The organism is Stenotrophomonas sp. SXG-1, assembly GCF_014083965.1.
GTDB lineage: Bacteria > Pseudomonadota > Gammaproteobacteria > Xanthomonadales > Xanthomonadaceae > Stenotrophomonas > Stenotrophomonas geniculata.
In genome coordinates this window covers 510,190-527,620 of record NZ_CP046588.1, presented here as the reverse complement: position 1 = coordinate 527,620, position 17,431 = coordinate 510,190, and the positions used below count along the sequence as shown (strand labels likewise).

Annotated in this window: 17 protein-coding genes and 1 riboswitch; of the genes, 10 read left to right on the top strand and 7 right to left on the bottom strand. The window is 68.5% G+C overall.

Going from position 1 to position 17,431, the window contains the following annotated elements; translation table 11 throughout:
• Nucleotides 1–251 precede the first annotated feature (251 nt).
• Together GOC52_RS02405 and GOC52_RS02400 are read left to right on the top strand one after the other, a co-directional pair.
• On the top strand, nucleotides 252–941 hold the full coding sequence (locus tag GOC52_RS02405; protein ID WP_010484092.1) for a winged helix-turn-helix domain-containing protein: 690 nt from the start codon (nucleotides 252–254) through the stop codon (nucleotides 939–941).
• Complete coding sequence (locus tag GOC52_RS02400) at nucleotides 938–2,284, top strand: ATP-binding protein (RefSeq protein ID WP_191850596.1); 1,347 nt, start codon at nucleotides 938–940, stop codon at nucleotides 2,282–2,284. The genes GOC52_RS02405 and GOC52_RS02400 overlap by 4 nt, the downstream gene beginning before the upstream one ends.
• Here the strand turns inward: GOC52_RS02400 and GOC52_RS02395 are convergent.
• Together GOC52_RS02395 and GOC52_RS02390 are read right to left on the bottom strand one after the other, a co-directional pair.
• Nucleotides 2,281–3,750 carry a sensor histidine kinase gene (locus GOC52_RS02395; RefSeq protein WP_019338004.1) on the bottom strand — a complete coding sequence of 490 codons (1,470 nt, stop codon included), beginning with the start codon at nucleotides 3,748–3,750 and terminating at the stop codon, nucleotides 2,281–2,283. The genes GOC52_RS02400 and GOC52_RS02395 overlap by 4 nt on opposite strands.
• The gene (locus GOC52_RS02390) at nucleotides 3,747–4,466 is read right to left on the bottom strand and encodes a response regulator transcription factor (protein ID WP_014035866.1); all 720 of its coding nucleotides are present in this window, start codon (nucleotides 4,464–4,466) and stop codon (nucleotides 3,747–3,749) included. Before GOC52_RS02390 ends, GOC52_RS02395 begins: the two co-directional genes overlap by 4 nt.
• 144 nt (nucleotides 4,467–4,610) lie before the next feature.
• Here GOC52_RS02390 and msrB point away from each other — a divergent pair, with 144 nt between their 5' ends.
• The 4 genes from msrB (at nucleotide 4,611) to GOC52_RS02370 (ending at nucleotide 9,403) form a co-directional block, all read left to right on the top strand.
• Nucleotides 4,611–5,183, top strand: a complete 573-nt coding sequence (gene msrB, locus GOC52_RS02385) for a peptide-methionine (R)-S-oxide reductase MsrB (protein WP_057503809.1) — start codon at nucleotides 4,611–4,613, stop codon at nucleotides 5,181–5,183.
• A gap of 2 nt (nucleotides 5,184–5,185) precedes the next feature.
• Nucleotides 5,186–6,955: a cytochrome c biogenesis protein DipZ gene (locus GOC52_RS02380; protein ID WP_049480792.1), complete on the top strand. Its 1,770-nt coding sequence runs from the start codon at nucleotides 5,186–5,188 to the stop codon at nucleotides 6,953–6,955.
• A 14-nt stretch (nucleotides 6,956–6,969) separates the two neighbouring features.
• The gene (gene msrA, locus GOC52_RS02375) at nucleotides 6,970–7,707 is read left to right on the top strand and encodes a peptide-methionine (S)-S-oxide reductase MsrA (RefSeq protein WP_191850594.1); all 738 of its coding nucleotides are present in this window, start codon (nucleotides 6,970–6,972) and stop codon (nucleotides 7,705–7,707) included.
• 244 nt (nucleotides 7,708–7,951) lie between these two features.
• Complete coding sequence (locus tag GOC52_RS02370; protein ID WP_057503353.1) at nucleotides 7,952–9,403, top strand: aminotransferase-like domain-containing protein; 1,452 nt, start codon at nucleotides 7,952–7,954, stop codon at nucleotides 9,401–9,403.
• Between the two features lie 78 nt (nucleotides 9,404–9,481).
• On the opposite strand, the gene bioD is transcribed toward GOC52_RS02370, so the two are convergent.
• The gene (bioD, locus tag GOC52_RS02365) at nucleotides 9,482–10,165 is read right to left on the bottom strand and encodes a dethiobiotin synthase (RefSeq protein WP_191850592.1); all 684 of its coding nucleotides are present in this window, start codon (nucleotides 10,163–10,165) and stop codon (nucleotides 9,482–9,484) included.
• A 68-nt stretch (nucleotides 10,166–10,233) separates the two neighbouring features.
• On the opposite strand from bioD, the gene GOC52_RS02360 reads away from it, so the two are divergent.
• Together GOC52_RS02360 and GOC52_RS02355 are read left to right on the top strand one after the other, a co-directional pair.
• Nucleotides 10,234–10,716 carry a GAF domain-containing protein gene (locus GOC52_RS02360; protein ID WP_004140850.1) on the top strand — a complete coding sequence of 161 codons (483 nt, stop codon included), beginning with the start codon at nucleotides 10,234–10,236 and terminating at the stop codon, nucleotides 10,714–10,716.
• Nucleotides 10,713–11,075 carry a TfoX/Sxy family protein gene (locus tag GOC52_RS02355; protein WP_049453288.1) on the top strand — a complete coding sequence of 121 codons (363 nt, stop codon included), beginning with the start codon at nucleotides 10,713–10,715 and terminating at the stop codon, nucleotides 11,073–11,075. Before GOC52_RS02360 ends, GOC52_RS02355 begins: the two co-directional genes overlap by 4 nt.
• Nucleotides 11,076–11,164: 89 nt before the next feature.
• Here GOC52_RS02355 and GOC52_RS02350 read toward each other — a convergent pair whose 3' ends face one another.
• On the bottom strand, nucleotides 11,165–11,743 hold the full coding sequence (locus tag GOC52_RS02350) for a histidine phosphatase family protein (protein ID WP_010484101.1): 579 nt from the start codon (nucleotides 11,741–11,743) through the stop codon (nucleotides 11,165–11,167).
• Nucleotides 11,744–11,885: 142 nt separating this feature from the next.
• A riboswitch (cobalamin riboswitch) is annotated at nucleotides 11,886–12,108 on the top strand.
• A 115-nt stretch (nucleotides 12,109–12,223) separates the two neighbouring features.
• Here GOC52_RS02350 and btuB point away from each other — a divergent pair.
• A complete protein-coding gene (btuB, locus tag GOC52_RS02345) occupies nucleotides 12,224–14,068 on the top strand; it encodes a TonB-dependent vitamin B12 receptor (protein WP_191850590.1) in 1,845 nt (614 codons plus the stop codon).
• 90 nt (nucleotides 14,069–14,158) lie between these two features.
• Here btuB and gph read toward each other — a convergent pair whose 3' ends face one another.
• The 3 genes from gph to GOC52_RS02330 all read right to left on the bottom strand — a co-directional run bounded on the left by gph (nucleotide 14,159) and on the right by GOC52_RS02330 (nucleotide 16,609).
• Complete coding sequence (gene gph, locus GOC52_RS02340) at nucleotides 14,159–14,827, bottom strand: phosphoglycolate phosphatase (protein WP_126560655.1); 669 nt, start codon at nucleotides 14,825–14,827, stop codon at nucleotides 14,159–14,161.
• A 64-nt stretch (nucleotides 14,828–14,891) separates the two neighbouring features.
• On the bottom strand, nucleotides 14,892–15,683 hold the full coding sequence (locus GOC52_RS02335; RefSeq protein WP_191850588.1) for a class I SAM-dependent methyltransferase: 792 nt from the start codon (nucleotides 15,681–15,683) through the stop codon (nucleotides 14,892–14,894).
• The gene (locus tag GOC52_RS02330; protein WP_049453300.1) at nucleotides 15,680–16,609 is read right to left on the bottom strand and encodes a LysR family transcriptional regulator; all 930 of its coding nucleotides are present in this window, start codon (nucleotides 16,607–16,609) and stop codon (nucleotides 15,680–15,682) included. The genes GOC52_RS02335 and GOC52_RS02330 overlap by 4 nt, the downstream gene beginning before the upstream one ends.
• A 108-nt stretch (nucleotides 16,610–16,717) precedes the next feature.
• On the opposite strand from GOC52_RS02330, the gene GOC52_RS02325 reads away from it, so the two are divergent.
• A complete protein-coding gene (locus GOC52_RS02325; protein ID WP_191850586.1) occupies nucleotides 16,718–17,356 on the top strand; it encodes an NAD(P)-dependent oxidoreductase in 639 nt (212 codons plus the stop codon).
• Nucleotides 17,357–17,431 lie beyond the last annotated feature (75 nt).

Genomic DNA, 17,431 nt, shown 5'->3' with positions numbered 1-17,431 from the left:
GGCGCCGCACCTGCCCCGCGTCAGTCGCTTTGCTGTCAGCGATGGTCACCAGACGTATCACGAAGGTAACGTTTTGTAACGGCAACAAGCTATGCTGGACGCCAAGTTGTTGCCAGGCCTGAGGCCCGGCCCGCGCGCCAGCAACCCCGGCTGAATGGCGCCCGCCCCCTGGACCCGGGTGGCCCGAAGGCTGGGATAGCATCGCCGCGCTCGTGCCGTGGCGGTACGGATGCCCCACGGAGGCCTTGAAAATGCTGGATATCGTACTGGTCGAAGACGATGCCCGCCTGGGTACGATGGTCAGCGACTATCTGCAGCGGCATGGCTACCAGGTGGCCCATGAGCGCAGTGGTGAGCGCGCGGTGGCCCGGATCCTGGCCGAGAAGCCGGCCCTGGTCCTGCTCGATGTCGGCCTGCCCGACCAGGATGGTTTCGAAGTGTGTCGGCAGATCCGGCCCCACTATGACGGCATCATCTGTGTGCTGACCGCCCGCACCGATAACATCGACCAGGTGCTGGGACTGGAGCTGGGGGCCGACGACTACATCGGCAAACCCATCGAACCGCGGGTGCTGCTGGCCCGCCTGCGTGCGCACCTGCGCCGCCATCGCCGGGTCGAACCGCGCGACGGCAGCCTGCGCTTCGGCGAGCTGAACATCGACCCGTCCACCCGCAATGTGCACCTGCAGGGCGGCCTGCTGGAGCTGACCACGGCCGAGTTCGACCTGCTGTTCCTGCTGGCCAGCAACGCCGGCCAGATCCTGGACCGCGATGCACTGCTGCGCGGCCTGCGTGGCATCGCCTTTGATGGCCTGGACCGTTCGATCGATGCACGCATCTCGCGCCTGCGCCGCAAGCTGGGCGACAACCCTGAACAACCGGAGCGGATCAAGACCGTGCGTGGACGCGGCTACCTGTTCAGCCGCTCGGCATGGGGATGAAGCGCACGCCTTCGGCGATGCGCGGCCACGCCTTCCACTTCCTGCGCTACGGCATCGGCTTCCTGGTCGCCCACCTGCTGCTGATCGTGCTGGGCCTGTGGGCCTGGGATGCGCTGCTGGAAGACCGCACCGAAGCCAGCCTGCTGGCCGAGATGCGTGGCACCCATGCGCTGCTGCAGCAACGCTTCGCGGAAACACCGCGCGAGCAATGGCCGGCGCTGGCACGCGGGCTCGACGCCGACTTCGCCTATGCCCTGCGGATGGTGCCGCTGGCCGAGGCGGAAAAGGAGCTGTCGGCCAGCCAGCGACCGCCGCTCAACAACGGCCGGGTGCAGATCGACCTCGAACACATGCGCAGCCTGCAGCGGATCGGTGACAGCGACTATGCCGTGATGCTGGGGCCACTGGACGAAGCACTGCCCGATGAGGGGTGGCAGGACAGCGAAGTGTCCGGCGTGGCGATCCTGCTGCTGATCCTGATGGTGGCCGTGGCGCTGCCGATGTACGTGATGGTCTACCGCCTGTGGCGCGACGTCTCGCAGCTGGCCCAGGCCGCCCGGCAGATGCGCGACGGCCAGCTGGACACGCGCGCGCCACGCGCCGGCACCGCGCTGGTGCGGCCGCTGGCCAATGCCTTCAATCACATGGCCGAGCAGCTGCAGCAGCTGCTGGAAAGCCAGCGCGTGCTGGCCCAGGCGGTGGCACACGAGGTCCGCACGCCGCTGGCACGGATGCGCTTCGGCCTGGCCGACCTGGAGGACACTGCGCTGGACGAGATACAGCGCGATGCGCTGGGCGGCCTGCGCACCGATGTCGATCGGCTGCAGCACCTCACCGACGCCGGCGTCGAGTACGCCGCACTCGGTCGCTGTCACCAGCTGACCCGCCAGCGCCTGCAGCTGGCGGCACTGGTGCGCGGCGTGGTGGCCCAGTTCGCGCCGCTGCCGATGCCCGTGCAGCAGGCGCTGTCGCCGGCAGGGCTGGTCAACGTCAACCGGCACATGCTGGAACTGGCGTTGCGCAACCTGCTCGGCAATGCCCTGCGCTACGCGCGGCGGCAGATCCGCATCGCCAGCACCGTCAACGATGGCTGGCTGTGCCTGCAGGTGGAGGACGACGGCCCCGGCATCGCGCTCGAACTGCGCGGCCAGGTGCTGCAACCCTATGTGCGGTTGGATCCGGGCAGCCCCGGTTTCGGCCTCGGCCTGGCGCTGGTGCAGGTGGTGGCCGACAAGCATGGCGGCCACGTTGAAGTGATCGACTCCGAACTGGGCGGTGCCTGCATCCGCCTGCACCTGCCACTGGAAAGCGGCGGTGCCGTGGAGAGCGAGACGACCTGCTAGACCGCCGGTTCCGCGCGCGGCAAGGCAAACACGAACAGCGCACCCCGCTCGCTGTCGCGCAGCTCGATCCGGCGCCCATGCAGCTGCACGATGCGCTGCACGATCAGCAAGCCGAGGCCACCGTTGTCACCGCGTCGTGCGCCCAGCGCGGCCGGCGCCTGGAACAGCTGCGCACGCAGCGCGGGGGCTACGCCGGGGCCGTCGTCGGCAACACTCACCTCAACGCTGTCCGGCGTCGCGCGCAGGCACACCTCGATCCGGCCACCCTCCGGCGCATGCCGCAACGCGTTGTCGAGCAGGTTGGTCAGCACCCGCTCGACCAGGCCCAGATCGGCACGCACCAGCGGCAGGCCCGGCGGGAACCCGGCGTGCAGGCGCTGGTTGCGCGCCTGCGCGGCCAGCTCGAACTTCTGCAGTACGTCCTGCAGCAGTTCCGGCAGCGCGAACACTTCCCACTCCAGGCGCACTTCGCCATGTTCCAGCCGCGCCAGCTCGAACAGCGCACGTGCCAGCCGGCCAACCTTGGCACTCTGCGCCAGCGCGATACCGAGGTAGCGGCGGCGCTCATCCGGCGACAGCGTGGCGTCCTTCAATGCCAGCGTTTCCAGATAGCCGTGCAGTGACGACAACGGCGTACGCAGGTCGTGCGAGATGTTGGCGACCAGCTCGCGGCGCTGCAGGTCCTGCTGGCGCAGCTGCTGCCATTGCTCTCCCAGCCGCTGCGCCATCTGTGCGTGCGCGTGCTCCAGGATCACCAGTTCGTCGCGCTCGCCGGGGCGCAGCGGCTCCGGCGGCGGCAATGGCGTGGGTGCGTCGATGTCGAACGCCTGGATGCGCCGGGTCAGCCGTCGCAGCGGGCGGGTCACCCAGTAGAACGCCACCAGCCCGGCCAGCAGGCCCAGGCTGCCGACCAGCACCACCGACCACCAGGTGGTGTTCCACTGGCTGCCGGCGGCAAGATCGTCGGCCAGCATCTGCCGGTGCTCGCCGACCAGCACCACGTACACATAGCCGGCCTGCCGGCCCTGCACGATCAGCGGTGCTGCACTGAACACCTTGCGCCCATCCGCACTGCGCGGGTCATCGCCCAGGATCGGCAACGGCGCACCGGCCAGCAGGCGGCGCAGTGGCGCCACGTCCACCCGGTTGCGCACCAGGTGCCCACTGGGCGCATCGTGGCCGAGGATGCGGCCCTGGTCGTCCAGCAGGTAGACCTCGACGCTGGGGTTGACCGCCATCAACTGGCCGAACAGCGCGCGCACCGCGGCGTCGCGCATGCCGCTGGTATCCATCAGCTCGCTGCGCTGGGCGATGTGCTCGGCCAGGCCCAGCGACAGCCGCTGCACCACCTCCTGCTCGTGGCGGGTGTTGGCACGCATCTGCAGTGCCAGCAGCGCCATGCAGCACATCAGCATCAGCGCGGCGATCACCGCTGCCAGCTTCTGCCACAGGTTCGGCTTGATCATGCCGCCGCCCCGGCCGGGTCGACCAGCTTGTAGCCGCGCCCCCACACCGTCAGCAGCCGCCGCGGATTCGCCGGATCGGGCTCGATCTTGCTGCGCAGTCGGTTGATGTGGGTATTGACCGTGTGTTCGTAGCCATCGTGCTGGTAGCCCCAGACCTGGTTGAGCAGTTCCATGCGTGCGAACACCTGGTCTGGATGGCGGGCGAAGAACAGCAGCAGGTCGAACTCGCGCGGGGTCAGCTCCAGCGCGTTGCCGTCCACCGAGGCGGTGCGTGCAACCGGGTCCAGCTGCAGCCCACCCAGCTCGATCGCGCCGGCATCGATGCGTGCGCTCTGCGCCATCGCCTCGGCGCGGCGCAGCAATGCGCGCACCCGTGCCACCAGTTCCGGCATCGAGAAGGGCTTGGCCAGGTAGTCGTCCGCGCCCAGTTCCAGGCCAACGATGCGCTGCGTTTCGCTGCCGCGCGCGCTGATGATGATGATCGGCACATAGCGCGCCATCGCGCGTGCACGCTGGCAGACCTGCAGGCCGTCCACGCCGGGCAGCATCACGTCCAGCACCAGCGCATCCCACGGACCATCCTGCTCAAGCAGGCGCAGGCCGGCATCGCCACTGGCGGCATGGGCGACGTCGTAACCCTCATCGCCCAGATGCATGCGCAGCAGGTCGGCGATGTGGGCATCGTCTTCAACGATCAGCACGCGTTTGGTCGACATCGGCAGCTCGGGGCCAGTGGGGAGGCTGGCTGCATTGTGGCGCGGGACGGCCGCCGATACCTCACGAAAAATTGAATCCTGCGTGAGGATTCGTTGACCCGGGCGGGCGCAGCATGGCCCCGTCGCCCCTTCCCGGAGTACGCCATGTCCCTGTCCCGCCGCCATCTGCTGGGCCTGGGCGGTGTTGCCACCGCCGCCGGCCTGTTCGGCCTGGGGGCCTGCAGCCGCGCCGCCCCGGCGGCCGCCGAAGCGCGCCCGTCGCGACAGTTCGAGGTCATGCACAGCGATGCACAGTGGCGCCGGCAGCTGACCCCGGCGCAGTACGCCGTACTGCGCCAGCAGGCCACCGAGCGCCCCTACAGCAGCCCGCTCAACAAGGAACACCGCCAGGGCACCTTCGCCTGCGCCGGTTGTGCGCTGCCGCTGTTCTCCTCGTCCACCAAGTTCGAGAGCGGCACCGGCTGGCCCAGCTTCTGGGCGCCGCTGCACAACGCCATCGGCGAAGACCGGGACGTCACCTTCGGGATGCTGCGGGTGGAGGTGCACTGCCGCCGCTGTGGCGGCCACCTCGGCCATGTGTTCAACGATGGTCCGCGCCCGACCGGGCTGCGCTACTGCATGAACGGTGCGGCGATGGTGTTCGTTCCCGGCGCCACGGATGGCACCGCCGACGGCTGGCGGGTGCCGGTCGGTTCTTCCCCTGCTTCCGGAGCCTGACGATGCTGCTGTTGCTGCTTGCCTACCTCGGGGGCGCGCTGACCCTGCTCAGCCCCTGCATCCTGCCGGTGCTGCCGTTCGTGTTCGCGCGTGCCGACCGCCCGTTCCTGCGCAGCACGCTGCCGTTGCTGCTGGGCATGGCACTGACCTTCACCGTGGTCGCCAGCCTCGCCGCCGTGGGCAGCCAATGGGTGGCGCAGGCCAACCAGGTTGGACGCTGGATCGCCCTGCTGCTGATGGCGTTGTTCGCAGTCGCCCTGCTGTGGCCACGACTGGCCGACCATCTGCTGGCACCGTTCCAGCGGGTGGGCGCACGGCTGAGCGCGCGCGCCGATGCGGCCGATGCCGCCGGGCGTGGCGGCGCGTGGACCTCGCTGCTGATCGGCATCGCCACTGGCCTGCTGTGGGCACCGTGCGCCGGACCGATCCTCGGTCTGGTGCTGACCGGCGCCGCCCTGCACGGTGCCAGCGTCGGCACCAGCACCCTGCTGCTGGCGTATGCGCTGGGCGCGATCACCGCGCTGGCACTGGCGGTGTGGGTGGGCGGTCGTGTGTTCCGTGCGCTGCAGGCGCGGCTTGGCCTCGGCGACGCACTACGCAAGGTGCTGGGCGTAGCCGCGCTGCTGGCGGTGGTGGCGATCGGCATGGGCTGGGATACCGGCCTGCTCACCCGTCTTTCGACGGTCAGCACCGCACGCATCGAGCAGGGCCTGCTGGATGCGGTACCCGGCGCGCAGCCGGCGGCACCGCCGATGATGATGATGGCCGGTGCCAACGCCGCAGCCGATGCACCGCTGCCGGTGGAAGGCACCCTGCCCGCGCTGGACGGCGCCACCGGCTGGCTCAACAGCCCACCGCTGACGGCCCAGCAGCTGCGCGGCAAGGTGGTACTGGTCGATTTCTGGACGTACTCCTGCATCAACTGCCTGCGCGCGATGCCGTTCGTGCACGAATGGGAACGCCGCTACCGTGACCACGGCCTGGTGGTGGTCGGCGTGCACACGCCGGAGTTCGCCTTCGAACGTGACCCGCGCAATGTGATGAAGGCCGTGCAGCAACTCAAGGTCGAGTACCCGGTAGCGCTCGACAACCAGTACACGATCTGGCGTGCGTTCAACAACCGCTACTGGCCGGCGCAGTACTTCGTCGACGCGCAGGGCAACATCCGCGGCCACCAGTTCGGCGAAGGCAACTACGCGCGCTCGGAACAGATGATCCGTCGACTGCTGACCGAAGCCGGACAGACGAATCTGCCACCACCGGCCGATCCCGCTGCCGCCGACCTGAAGGGCGTGGCCGCGCAGGCCGACATGGGCAATCTGCGCTCACCGGAAACCTATCTGGGCCACGCCCGCGCCGAGCAGTTCGCCTCGCCCGGCGGGCAGCGCAACGATGCGGCATTCGACTACACCTTGCCGGCCACCCTGGCGTTGAACCAGTGGGGACTGTCGGGGCGCTGGACCGTCACCGACGAGGCTGCGCAGTTGCAGCAGGCCGGTGGCCGCATCGCCTTCCAGTTCCATGCGCGCGACCTGCACCTGGTGCTGGCGCCGACCCAGGAAGGAAAGCCGGTGCGCTTCCGCGTGTTGTTGGACGGCAAGCCGCTGCCGGCTGCCGATGCCGGCAGCGATGTCGGTGCCGATGGCAGCGGTGTGGTCAACGAGCACCGCCTGTACCAGCTGGTGCGCCAACGCGGCACGGTCGGTCCGCACCGCTTCGAGATCGAGTTCCTCGACGCGGGCGTGCAGGCCTATGCCTTCACCTTCGGTTGAACCGGGAGGACACGATGAAACTCTCCTTTGAACAGGGCATCGCCGCCGGTGTTGCAGGTCTGGTGGCCACGGCATTGATCGCCGGTGTGCTACTCGTTGACCACGGCGCCATCGCGGCACCGCTCGAAGCCAGCGCGCAGACCCAGGCACTACCGGCACCCACGGGCGACGCCGCGTTCCGCGCTGACGCCACCCACGCCAGCGTGGTGTTCGCCGGTGGTTGCTTCTGGGGCGTGCAGGGTGTGTTCCAGCACGTCAAAGGCGTGAGCAATGCGGTGTCCGGCTACATCGGTGGCAGCGGCGCCGATGCACGCTACGAGCGCGTCAGTAGCGGACGTACCGGTCACGCAGAAGCGGTGAAAATCGACTACGACCCGCGCCAGGTCAGCTACGGGCAGCTGATGCAGGTGTTCTTCTCGGTAGTGCACGACCCGACCCAGCTCAACCGCCAGGGGCCGGACCACGGCAGCCAGTACCGATCGGCGATTTTCACTGACGACGCACGCCAGCAGGCTGCCAGCCGCGCCTACATTGCCCAGCTCGGCCAGACCGGCAGCTACCGCGCGCCGATCGTCACCCAGCTGGTCAGCGGCCAGCACTTCTACCCGGCCGAGAGCTACCACCAGAACTACATGACGAACTACCCGCAGGCGGCCTACGTCCGCTACTACGACGCACCGAAGCTGGCCGCGCTGGGCAAGCAGTTCCCGGCGTTGTACCGGCGCGATGCGGCGCTGGTGCCGATGCGCTGACGGCATTTCCCCTAGGGCTGATCGATGCTCGGCGCTGCTCTTCTGTAGAGCCGAGCCCATGCTCGGCTGCCGTTGGCGGAGGTACAGCCGAGCATGGGCTCGGCTCTACACACAAAAAAAAAGACGCACGGCCATCCAGCCGTGCGCTTGGGAAGTATCGGCCGCGCCCCGATCAGGCCCGGCCGACAACGACATGCTAGTCTCGCCATCATCATGGGTACAGCACCAGATGGCGGGAAATTCGATGGATACAGATGACCAGAGCGCGATGATCCCCCCCCGCTACCAACGGCTGTCCGACGAACTGGCCGAGGCCATCCACGGCGGCCGGCTTCCAGTAGGCAGCCGCCTGCCCTCGCTGCGGCAGATGGCCCTGCAGCGCAGGCTCAGCCTGAACACGGTGATTGCCGCCTATCGCCAGCTGGAAGATGCCGGCCTGGTGATTCCGCGACCCAAGGCCGGTTTCGAGGTGGCGCCGCGACTGTCGGTGCCGGAGCGTTCGCTGCGCGATACCCCGTCCGCGCCCACTGCACCACTGCAGCAGGTACTGATGGCCCGCGTGCTGGAAGCACAGCGCCGCCCGGGCGTGATCGACCTGGCCTTCGCCGGCCCGCGCGGTCGCCAGTTCTACCCCGGCGCGCAGTTGGCCAGGCACACCGCGCAGGTACTGCGCCATGGCCAGCAGACGGTGGAGACCTACGCGCGCCCGAATGGTTCGCCGCGGCTGCTGGCGCAGATCGTGCGCCGTGGTCCGCGCATGGGCCTGCACACCCACGCCGAGCGCCTGCTGCTGACCCACGGTGCAATGGAAGCGCTGCAGCTGGCGTTGCGTGCAGTCACCCAGCCAGGTGATGCGGTGGGCATCGAGGCGCCGTCCTACTTCAACCTCTACCCGTTGTTGGCCAACCTGGGCCTGCAGGCCATCGAACTGCCCACCCACCCGCAGCACGGGCTCGACGTGGATGCGCTGGATGCGCTGCTCGAGCACACGCCGCTGGCCGCACTGGTGGTGATGCCGACCGTGCACAACCCGCTGGGCTGCACCATGCCGACAGTGGCCAAGCAACGCCTGGCAGAACTGGTCAACGCGCGGCAACTGCCGCTGATCGAGGATGCGGTTTACGCCGAACTGCAGTTCTGCGAACCGCCGGCGCCCTTGCTGAAGGCCTTTGATCGCGACGGCTGGGTGATGGTGGTCGGCGGTTTCTCCAAGACGCTGGCGCCGGATTACCGCATCGGCTGGCTGGATGGCGGCCGCTTCGCCGAGCGCATCGCGCTGCTGAAATTCCAGTCCACCGGTGGCGAGCCGCAGCTGCTTGGCGACGCGGTGGCGGCCTATCTGGAAGCGGGCAGCTACGAGCACCACCTGCATCGCATGCGTCGTCTGTATCGCGAACAGGTGGGGCGGCTGCGCCAGCTGGTGGCCGAACATTTCCCGCCCGGTACCCGCGCCACCGAACCACAGGGCGGATTCCTGCTGTGGCTGGAACTGCCGGGCGTGGATACGCGCGAGCTGTTCGAGCGTGCACTGCAGGAGGATATCGTGTTCATGCCCGGCCAGGTGTATTCGCGCGGCGCGCGCTACCGGCATTGCCTGCGGCTGTCGTGCTGCCAGACGCTGGATGCGCGCTTCATCGGCGCGGTGGAGCGGCTGGGTGCGATTGCGCGGGAGCTGGCGGCGCGCCAGCTCCTGTAGAGCCGAGCCTACGCTCGGCTGCCCTTCGCCAATGGTCCCCGCTGAGCCAAGCATGGGCTCGGCTCTACAGGAAGCAGGTCAATCGAGCAGGTGCGTGCTCAGGATCTGGCCATCCGCCCCCGGAAGATGCGGCAGCCGCCCCCAGCACGGCATCGGCAGGCGCTGCCGCAGCGTGGCGAAGTTTTCATCCTGCCGCTGCATCGCCGGGTCGATGTGGTTGCCGATCCAGCCCAGGCACTCCACGCCGCTGGCCTGCAGCGACTGCGCGGTCAATCGCGCGTGGTTGACGCAGCCCAGCCGCATGCCCACCACCAGCAGCACCGGCAACTTCAGCGCGCGCACCAGGTCGAGCTGATCCAGCGTGGCCGAGACCGGCGCCAGCCAACCGCCAATACCCTCCACCACCACCACATCGGCCTGCGCGCGCAGACGCTCGAACGCGGCCACGATCGGCGCCAGCGCCACCTGCACGCCGTCCTCGGCAGCGGCCAGCTCCGGTGCCAGCGGCTGCCGCAGCGCATAGGGATTCAGGTCGGCATAGTCCGGCACCGGCCAGCTGGCCGCCTGCAGCGCCAGCGCGTCCTCGTTGCGCAGGCCCTGCCCCAGATCCTCGCTGCCGCTGGCCACGGGCTTCATGCCCACCGCGCGCAGGCCACGCTGGCGCAGTGCATGCAGCAGCGCGGTGCTGGCCGCGGTCTTGCCGATTTCGGTGTCGGTGCCGGTAACGAACAGGGCGGGCGGCAGCGTAGCGGGCAACGGCATCGATGGGCTCCAACAGGGCAACAGTGCGTGCATTATCGCCGGCCCGGTGCACTTGCTAGACTGCAGGCATGTTCGCCAATGCCTCGCTCACCGGCAGCAAGCCGGAACAATACGCCCAGCTGCTGGAACAGGCCCGTGGCCTGGTCTACGCCGAGTCCGACCGCATCGCCAACGCGGCCAACCTCTCGGCACTGGTCTACCACGCCCTGCCCGACCTGAACTGGGTGGGCTTCTACCTGTACGACGGCAAGGAGCTGGTGGTCGGCCCGTTCCAGGGCCTGCCGGCCTGCGTGCGCATTCCGCTGGACAAGGGCGTGTGTGGTGCCGCCGCCAGCCAGCGCGTGACCCAGCGCGTGGACGACGTCGATGCCTTCCCCGGCCACATCGCCTGCGATTCTGCCTCGCGTTCGGAGCTGGTGGTGCCGCTGCTGCGCGGTGATGAACTGATCGGCGTGTTCGATATCGACAGCCCGAAGGTCGGACGCTTCGATGCCGACGACCAGGCCGGCCTGGAAGCCATCGCCCGCGTGTTCGTCGAGGCGCTGGGATGAGCGCACCGAAGCTGCGCAACATCGGCCCGAAAAGTGCGGCGTGGCTGCGCCAGGTCGGCCTGCGCAGCCGCGAAGACCTGGTTGCGATCGGTGCCGTGGGCGCCTTCGTCAAGGTCAAGCGCGCGGGCTTCAAGCCCAGCCTGAACCTGCTGTATTCCCTGGAAGGCGCGCTGCTGGACTGCCACTGGCAGGAACTGAGCGAGCCGCAGCGCGATGCGCTGGTGCAGGATTACGAAGCACGCATCGCCGCGCATCCGCTGAAGGCGGCCGGCCCGGCGTCGGGCCCGGTACATGAGCAGCGCTTCGATGCCGACGATGACGCTGAAGACAGCGTTGCCGAGGGCGCGGACGAGGATTGAGCCGCGCCCTTCTGTAGCGCCGAGCCCACGCTCGGCTGGCTTTTCTGATCGAAGTGCAGCCGAGCATGGCTCGGCTCTACAAGAGCAGATCAGGGCTGCTGCAGCTCCAGCAGCTCGCCCACCAGCCCGACCTCACCGCGTTCCAGCCACACCCGCAGGCGCGTGCCGTGGTCGATGCGCAGGGCCCAGCACAACGACATTGGCAGGCCGCAGACCTGCGACAGCACCATGCGCAGCGGGCCACCATGGCTGACCACCAGCGTCGGCACCGGATCGTCCTCATCGAGCAGGCGATCGAGCGCGCGCGCGATGCGCCGTTCAAAGTGGCCCCAGCTTTCGCCGTTGGGCGGCGGGAATGCATGCGGATCGGCGTGGAAGGCCGCCAGTGCATCCTCCGGCAGGTCGAACAGCGACTGCCCGTCCCAATCGCCGAAATCCAGCTCTTCCCATTCCTCGTCCGCTTCCACGTCCAGCCCACGCGGGGTGGCCAGGGCCATCGCCGTGTGCAGCGAGCGCAGCCGTGGCGAACTGATCACCCGCTCCCAGGGCTGCGCGGCGTAGGCGTCGACCAGTTCCTGCGGCAGGCGGGCCAGCTGCGGCGGATCGTTGCGGCCATCGAGGAACTCATCGCGACCGTTGCCGGCATGGCGGACCAGGTCGAGGATCATGCGCGCGTCCTGTACAGGCGACGCGGGAACAGCGGAAAACAGGCGGACATCGGCAACGGCACCACGGGATCAAGGGGCCATTCTAAAGGCACGGCAAAGGCAGTCGAGCACGCGCGGCGCTACGGGCCGCCTGCGATGCCGTAGACTGCGCGCACTTCCAGGTGACCTGCGGCCGTGGCCGGCAGGTTGAAACGGGAAGCCGGTGACGCGTGATTCCACGCCAGGCCGGCGCTGCCCCCGCAACGGTAAGCACGTCAGTTCCAGGCAACACCGCCACTGTGCCGCAGGCATGGGAAGGCGCCTGGACGGTGGCCCCAGGCCACCCGGCGGCAAGCCCGGAGACCGGCCCGGAAGCCTCAGGTCGCGATGCGGTGGGCATGGCGCTGGATGACCGCAGCCTGCGCTGCGGCGTCGGCGCATGCCTGCCTTCGCGGCTCCTCCCCTTCGCCACGCGGGCGTGCGTGGCACCTGGAGTCCCCCATGAAGCTGCAGTCCCGAATGCTGTCCCTGGCCGTGCTGGCCACCCTGCCCGCGCTGGCCCAGGCCGCCGATGACACCACTGCGCTCGACCAGATCCTGGTCACCGCCACCCGCACCCCGATCGCGCTGCAGGACAGTATCGCGCCGGCGCAGGTGATCGACCGCGCGCAGATCGAATCCAGCCAGGCCACCTCGCTGCAGGAGCTGCTGCGCGGCCGCGCCGGCATCAACCTGACCAATGCCGGCGGCCTCGGCAAGCAGAGCTCGCTGTTCCTGCGCGGCACCAACTCGGGCCACACCGTGGTGCTGGTCGACGGCGTGCGCATCAACAGTGCCGACCTCGGCCTGGCCATGTACCAGGACCTGCCGCTGGCGCAGATCGAGCGCGTCGAAATCGTTCGCGGCCCGCAGTCCAGTCTGTACGGTGCCGACGCCATCGGTGGCGTGATCCAGATCTTCACCCGTCGCAACCAGGGCGATTTCGCTCCGCACTTCCAGCTCGGTGGCGGCAGCAACGGGCTGCGCGAAGCCAGCGGCGGCATTGGTGGCGGCACCGAGCGCGGCTGGTTCGGTGCCGACATCGCCTACCAGCATTCCGACGGCATCGATGCCTGCCGCGGTTCTTCCTCGGTGTTCACCGCGGGCTGCTTTGCCGACGAGCACGACCGCGACGGCTACCGCAACCTGTCCAAGAGCCTGCGCGGCGGTTACAGCTTCAACGACCAGTGGAACGTGGAAGGCAGCGCACTGCGCGCCGATGGCAAGAACCATTACGACGGCTACTACAACTACTCCGAGACCCGCCAGCAGGTGCTGGCCGGCAAGGTGCGCTACACCCCGTCGGAGCGCCTGGCGTTCACCGCCAACGTCGGCCGCAGCGACAATGAGTCCGACAACTTCGGCGCACCGGGGGTGTTTGGCAGCGCGCAGACTCATCGTGACAGCGCCTCGCTGCAGGGTGACTTCGGTGTGGCCGAGGGCCAGCTGCTGAGTGCCGGCGTGGACTGGAGCGAAGACAATCTGGACGGCAGCAGCGCCGGGTATCTCGTCGACAGCCGCCGCAACACCGGCGTGTTCGTGCAGTACCAGGGCCGCTTCGGCCGCCACCAACTGCAGGCCAGCGCCCGCAACGACGACAACCAGCAGTTCGGCAACCACGCCACCGGCAGCGTTGGCTGGGCGATGGAACTGGGCCACGGCCTGCGCCTCAACGCCAGCTACGGCACCGCGTTCAAGGCACCGACCTTCAGCGACCTGTACGACCCGTGGAGCGGCGTGCCGACGTTGAATCCGGAGAAGTCCAAGAGCGCCAACCTCGGCGTTTCGCAGCAGGGCCAGGGCTGGCACTGGGGCATGGATGTGTACGAAACCCGCATCGATGACCTGATCACCTACGATGCGTCCACGATGAAAATGCAGCAGGTGGAGAAGGCGCGCATCCGTGGTGCCGAGCTGACCGGTGGCGTGCTGCTGGCCGGCTTCGACATCAACGCGCAGCTGAGCTACACCGACCCGCGCAACCGCACCCACGGCAGCACCCAGTTTGACAACTGGCTGCCGCGCCGTGCCCAGCAGACCGCGCGCCTGGACATCGACCGTCGCTTCGGCGATTTCCGCGCCGGCCTGACCGTACAGGGCGCGGGCAAGCGCTTTGACAACGCCAGCAACTCGGTGAAGGTTGGCGGCTACGGCACGCTGGACCTGCGCACCGAGTACGCGCTGACACCGGAGTGGTCGCTGCTGGCGCGTGCCGCCAACGTTTTCGACCGCAGGTATGAGACGGTGGCGTGGTTCAACCAGCCGGGCCGTGAGTACCAGTTGAGCGTGCGTTACCAGCCGAAATGAGGAAACGCGCCGGGCATTCCCGGCGCTTTTTCTGTAGAGCCGAGCCCATGCTCGGCTCAGGCAGCAAAGCAGCCGAGCATGGGCTCGGCTCTACACCGGGACGCCGGCGGCCAACCCCGGCAATTCACGCAGATCGTCGATCACCGCCACGGCATGCGCGGTGGCCATGTCCAGGCCGCGCGGGTAGCCGTAACGCACCAGCGCGATCGGCATGCCTGCATCTTCGGCGGCGCGGTAGTCGGTCAACGAATCACCCACCATCAGGCAGGCATCCACCGGCAGCCCGAAGTGCGCAGCGATGTGCCGCAGCGGTTCGCCACTGGGCTTGCGCTGCGGCAGCGAATCGCCGCCCAGTATCAGCGCGAACGCATCACCGATGCCCAGGTGCTGCAGCAGCGGTGGCACCAGCGCTTCGGGCTTGTTGGTGCAGATGGCCAGCGGCACGTTGCGTGCACGCAGTTGCGCCAGCGCTTCACCCACGCCATCGAACAGGCGCGGGCTGCGCAGCAGGCATTCGCGGTAGTGCACCATGAAGACCGGCATGACCTCGGCCAGGTCGACTTCGCGGCCGGTGGCATGCACGGCCTGTTCGACCAGGCGGCGCACACCGTCGCCGATCCAGCCCAGCACCGTGGCTTCCGGTACGCGTGCCACACCGATGTCCTCCAGCGTGCGGTTCAGCGCTTCGGCGATATCAGCTGCGCTGTCGACCAGCGTGCCATCAAGGTCGAACACGACCAGTGGATACGGATACGACAAGGGACGGCACCTGCATGACGTGGGGCCGCCCATTGTACGCCGCTGGTTTTTGCACCGATCCGCCTCAGCCGATCCGGCGCGCGCGGGTAGCCAGGAACGTGGGCAGGTAACGGTCGATCAGGAAACGCGGCTGCGGCTGCCAGTCCTCCATGAAGCGATCGATGATGAAGCCGGCATCCAGCTGGCTACCGATCAGTTCGGTCAGGCTGTGGCCGAAGGTCAGTGCGTCGCCCCGTGCCAGCTTCGCCTCGCGCTCGGCCGGCGGCAGGTCTTCCAGGTCCGAATAGGGAATGGCGTACTGCGGCCGGATCAGGCCCTGTGCATCCAGCTGCGGATCGCGCGCACCGACGAACAGCACCGGGTTGTAGAAGCTGGCCATCAGCATGCCATCGCGTGCCAGCACACGGCGGCATTCGGTCCACACCGGGCGCACGTCAGGCACGTACAGGTTCGAGATCGGGTGGAACACCACGTCGAAACTGTCGTTGGCGAACACGTGCAGATCGCGCATGTCACCCTGCACGGTGCGCAGCTGCAGGCCATCGCGCGCAGCGACCCTGCGGTCCTGTTCCAGCTGCCCGTCGGACAGGTCGAACACGGTGACGTCAGCGCCCGCAGCGGCCAGCACCGGTGCCTGCTGGCCACCGCCCGAGGCCAGGCACAGGATGCGACGGCCGCGCACATCACCCATCCAGTCCAGCGGCAGCGCGCGGGGCGTCAGGTGCACCTGCCAGCGGCCTTCGCGCGCGGCGGCAATCGTTGAACTTTCCACCGGGCGCGACCATTCGCGCACTTCGCTGGCCTGGCGGTCCCAGGCAGCACGGTTGTGGTCGATCAAGGCCTGTCCATGGTTCATGTGTTCTCCTTGCCCGGTGGGCGCCAATCCAGATCCTGGAAGGCCGGGCTGGCGAAACACTCGCCCAGGAAATCCAGGAATCGCCGCATGATAGCGGGCTGCTGGCGCCGTGACGCGTACACGGCATGAATGCCGAGTTCGTCCAGGCTGAATTCGGGCAGCAGTTCGATCAGCTCGCCACTGCGCAGCAGCGGCGCCACCTGGTAGGTCGGCAGCATGGCGATACCGGCACCGGCCCGCACCGCCTCCAGCAGCAGCGAGGCCTCGTTCGCGCTGATGTTGCCGCCCACCGCCACCGACAGCGAACGTCCATCGCGGTGCAGCTGCCACAGGCTTTTACCGACGTAATGGTGGGTCAGGCAGTTGTGTGCGGCCAGGTGCTCGGGGGCGGTCGGCGTGCCACGCACCTGCAGGTAGGACGGCGTCGCGCACAACACCGAGCGGCAGGTGGCCAGGCGCCGTGCGATCAGGCTGGGGTCGATCTGGCGCGCGATGCGCACGGCCAGGTCCACCCGCTCTTCCACCAGGTTCACCGTGCGGTCGACCAGCAGCAGCTCGATGCGTGCCGCCGGATGGCGCGCAACGAAGCCGGCCACGGCCCGTGCCAGGTGACTCTGCCCGAATGAGACGCTGGCGGTCACCCGCAGCGTGCCGTGCGGCTCGGGATCATCACTGGCCAGCTCGCCCTGCAGTTCTTCGCCGATCGCCAACATCTGCCGGAAGCGCGCCAGCGCCGCCTCGCCGGGGCCGGTCAGGCTGATCCGGCGCGTGGTCCGGTGCAGCAGGCGCGCACCCAGCCACCCTTCAACCTCGGCCAGGTAGCGGGTGACCATCGCCCGCGACATGTCCAGCACCTCGGCAGCGGCGGTGAGGCTGCCGCGCTCGGCGACCTCGACGAACACGGTCATGGCGGTCAGTCGGTCCATATGCTCGATTCATGCAACAAACAAGCGCGTTATACGCTGTTTTTCGATCAACTGCAGCAGCCTAGAGTGGCCCCATTCCCACCCCACACCGCCCCACGGAGTCCTGCCATGAAAATCGCCCTCGTTGGTTCCACCGGCAACATCGGCCGCCAGATCGCCCGCCACGCGCTGGCCCGCGGCCACAAACTCACTGTCATCGTGCGCAGCGCGCAGGACCTTCCGGCTGAACTGGCCGGTGCGCATCCGGTGGTCGCCTCGCTGGACGACCTGGATGCGCTGGTCGCCGCCATTGCCGGCCACGACGTGCTGGCCAGTGCCTACGGCCCGCGCCCCGGCGATGACATCGGCCGTGTGGGCGAGGTCGCCGCGCAGCTGGCCGCCGCCGCACGCAAGGCCGGTATACCGCGCCTGGTGGTGGTCGGTGGTGCCGGCAGCCTGGAAGTCGCGCCCGGCGTGCAGCTGGTCGATACCCCCGACTTCCCGGAGGCCTACAAGCCGTACGCGCTGGCCCATCGCGAGGCGTTCAACCGCCTGCAGGCAGTGGACGACCTGGACTGGACCTTCTTCTCGCCGGCCGCAGAAATCGGCCCGGGGGAAGAGCGCGGCCAGTACCGCGTGCAGCCCAAGGCCTTCCTTGCCGATGCCAGCGGCCACAGCCGCATCAGCTACGCCGACTATGGCGCGGCGTTCGTCGCCGAGCTGGAAGCGCACCAGTACCCGAAGCAGATCATCACTGCAGCGTATTGATCCACGCACGTCCCATGTAGAGCCAAGCCCGCGCTCGGCTCTACGCGAACATGCAGCCGGGCGTTGGCCCGGCTC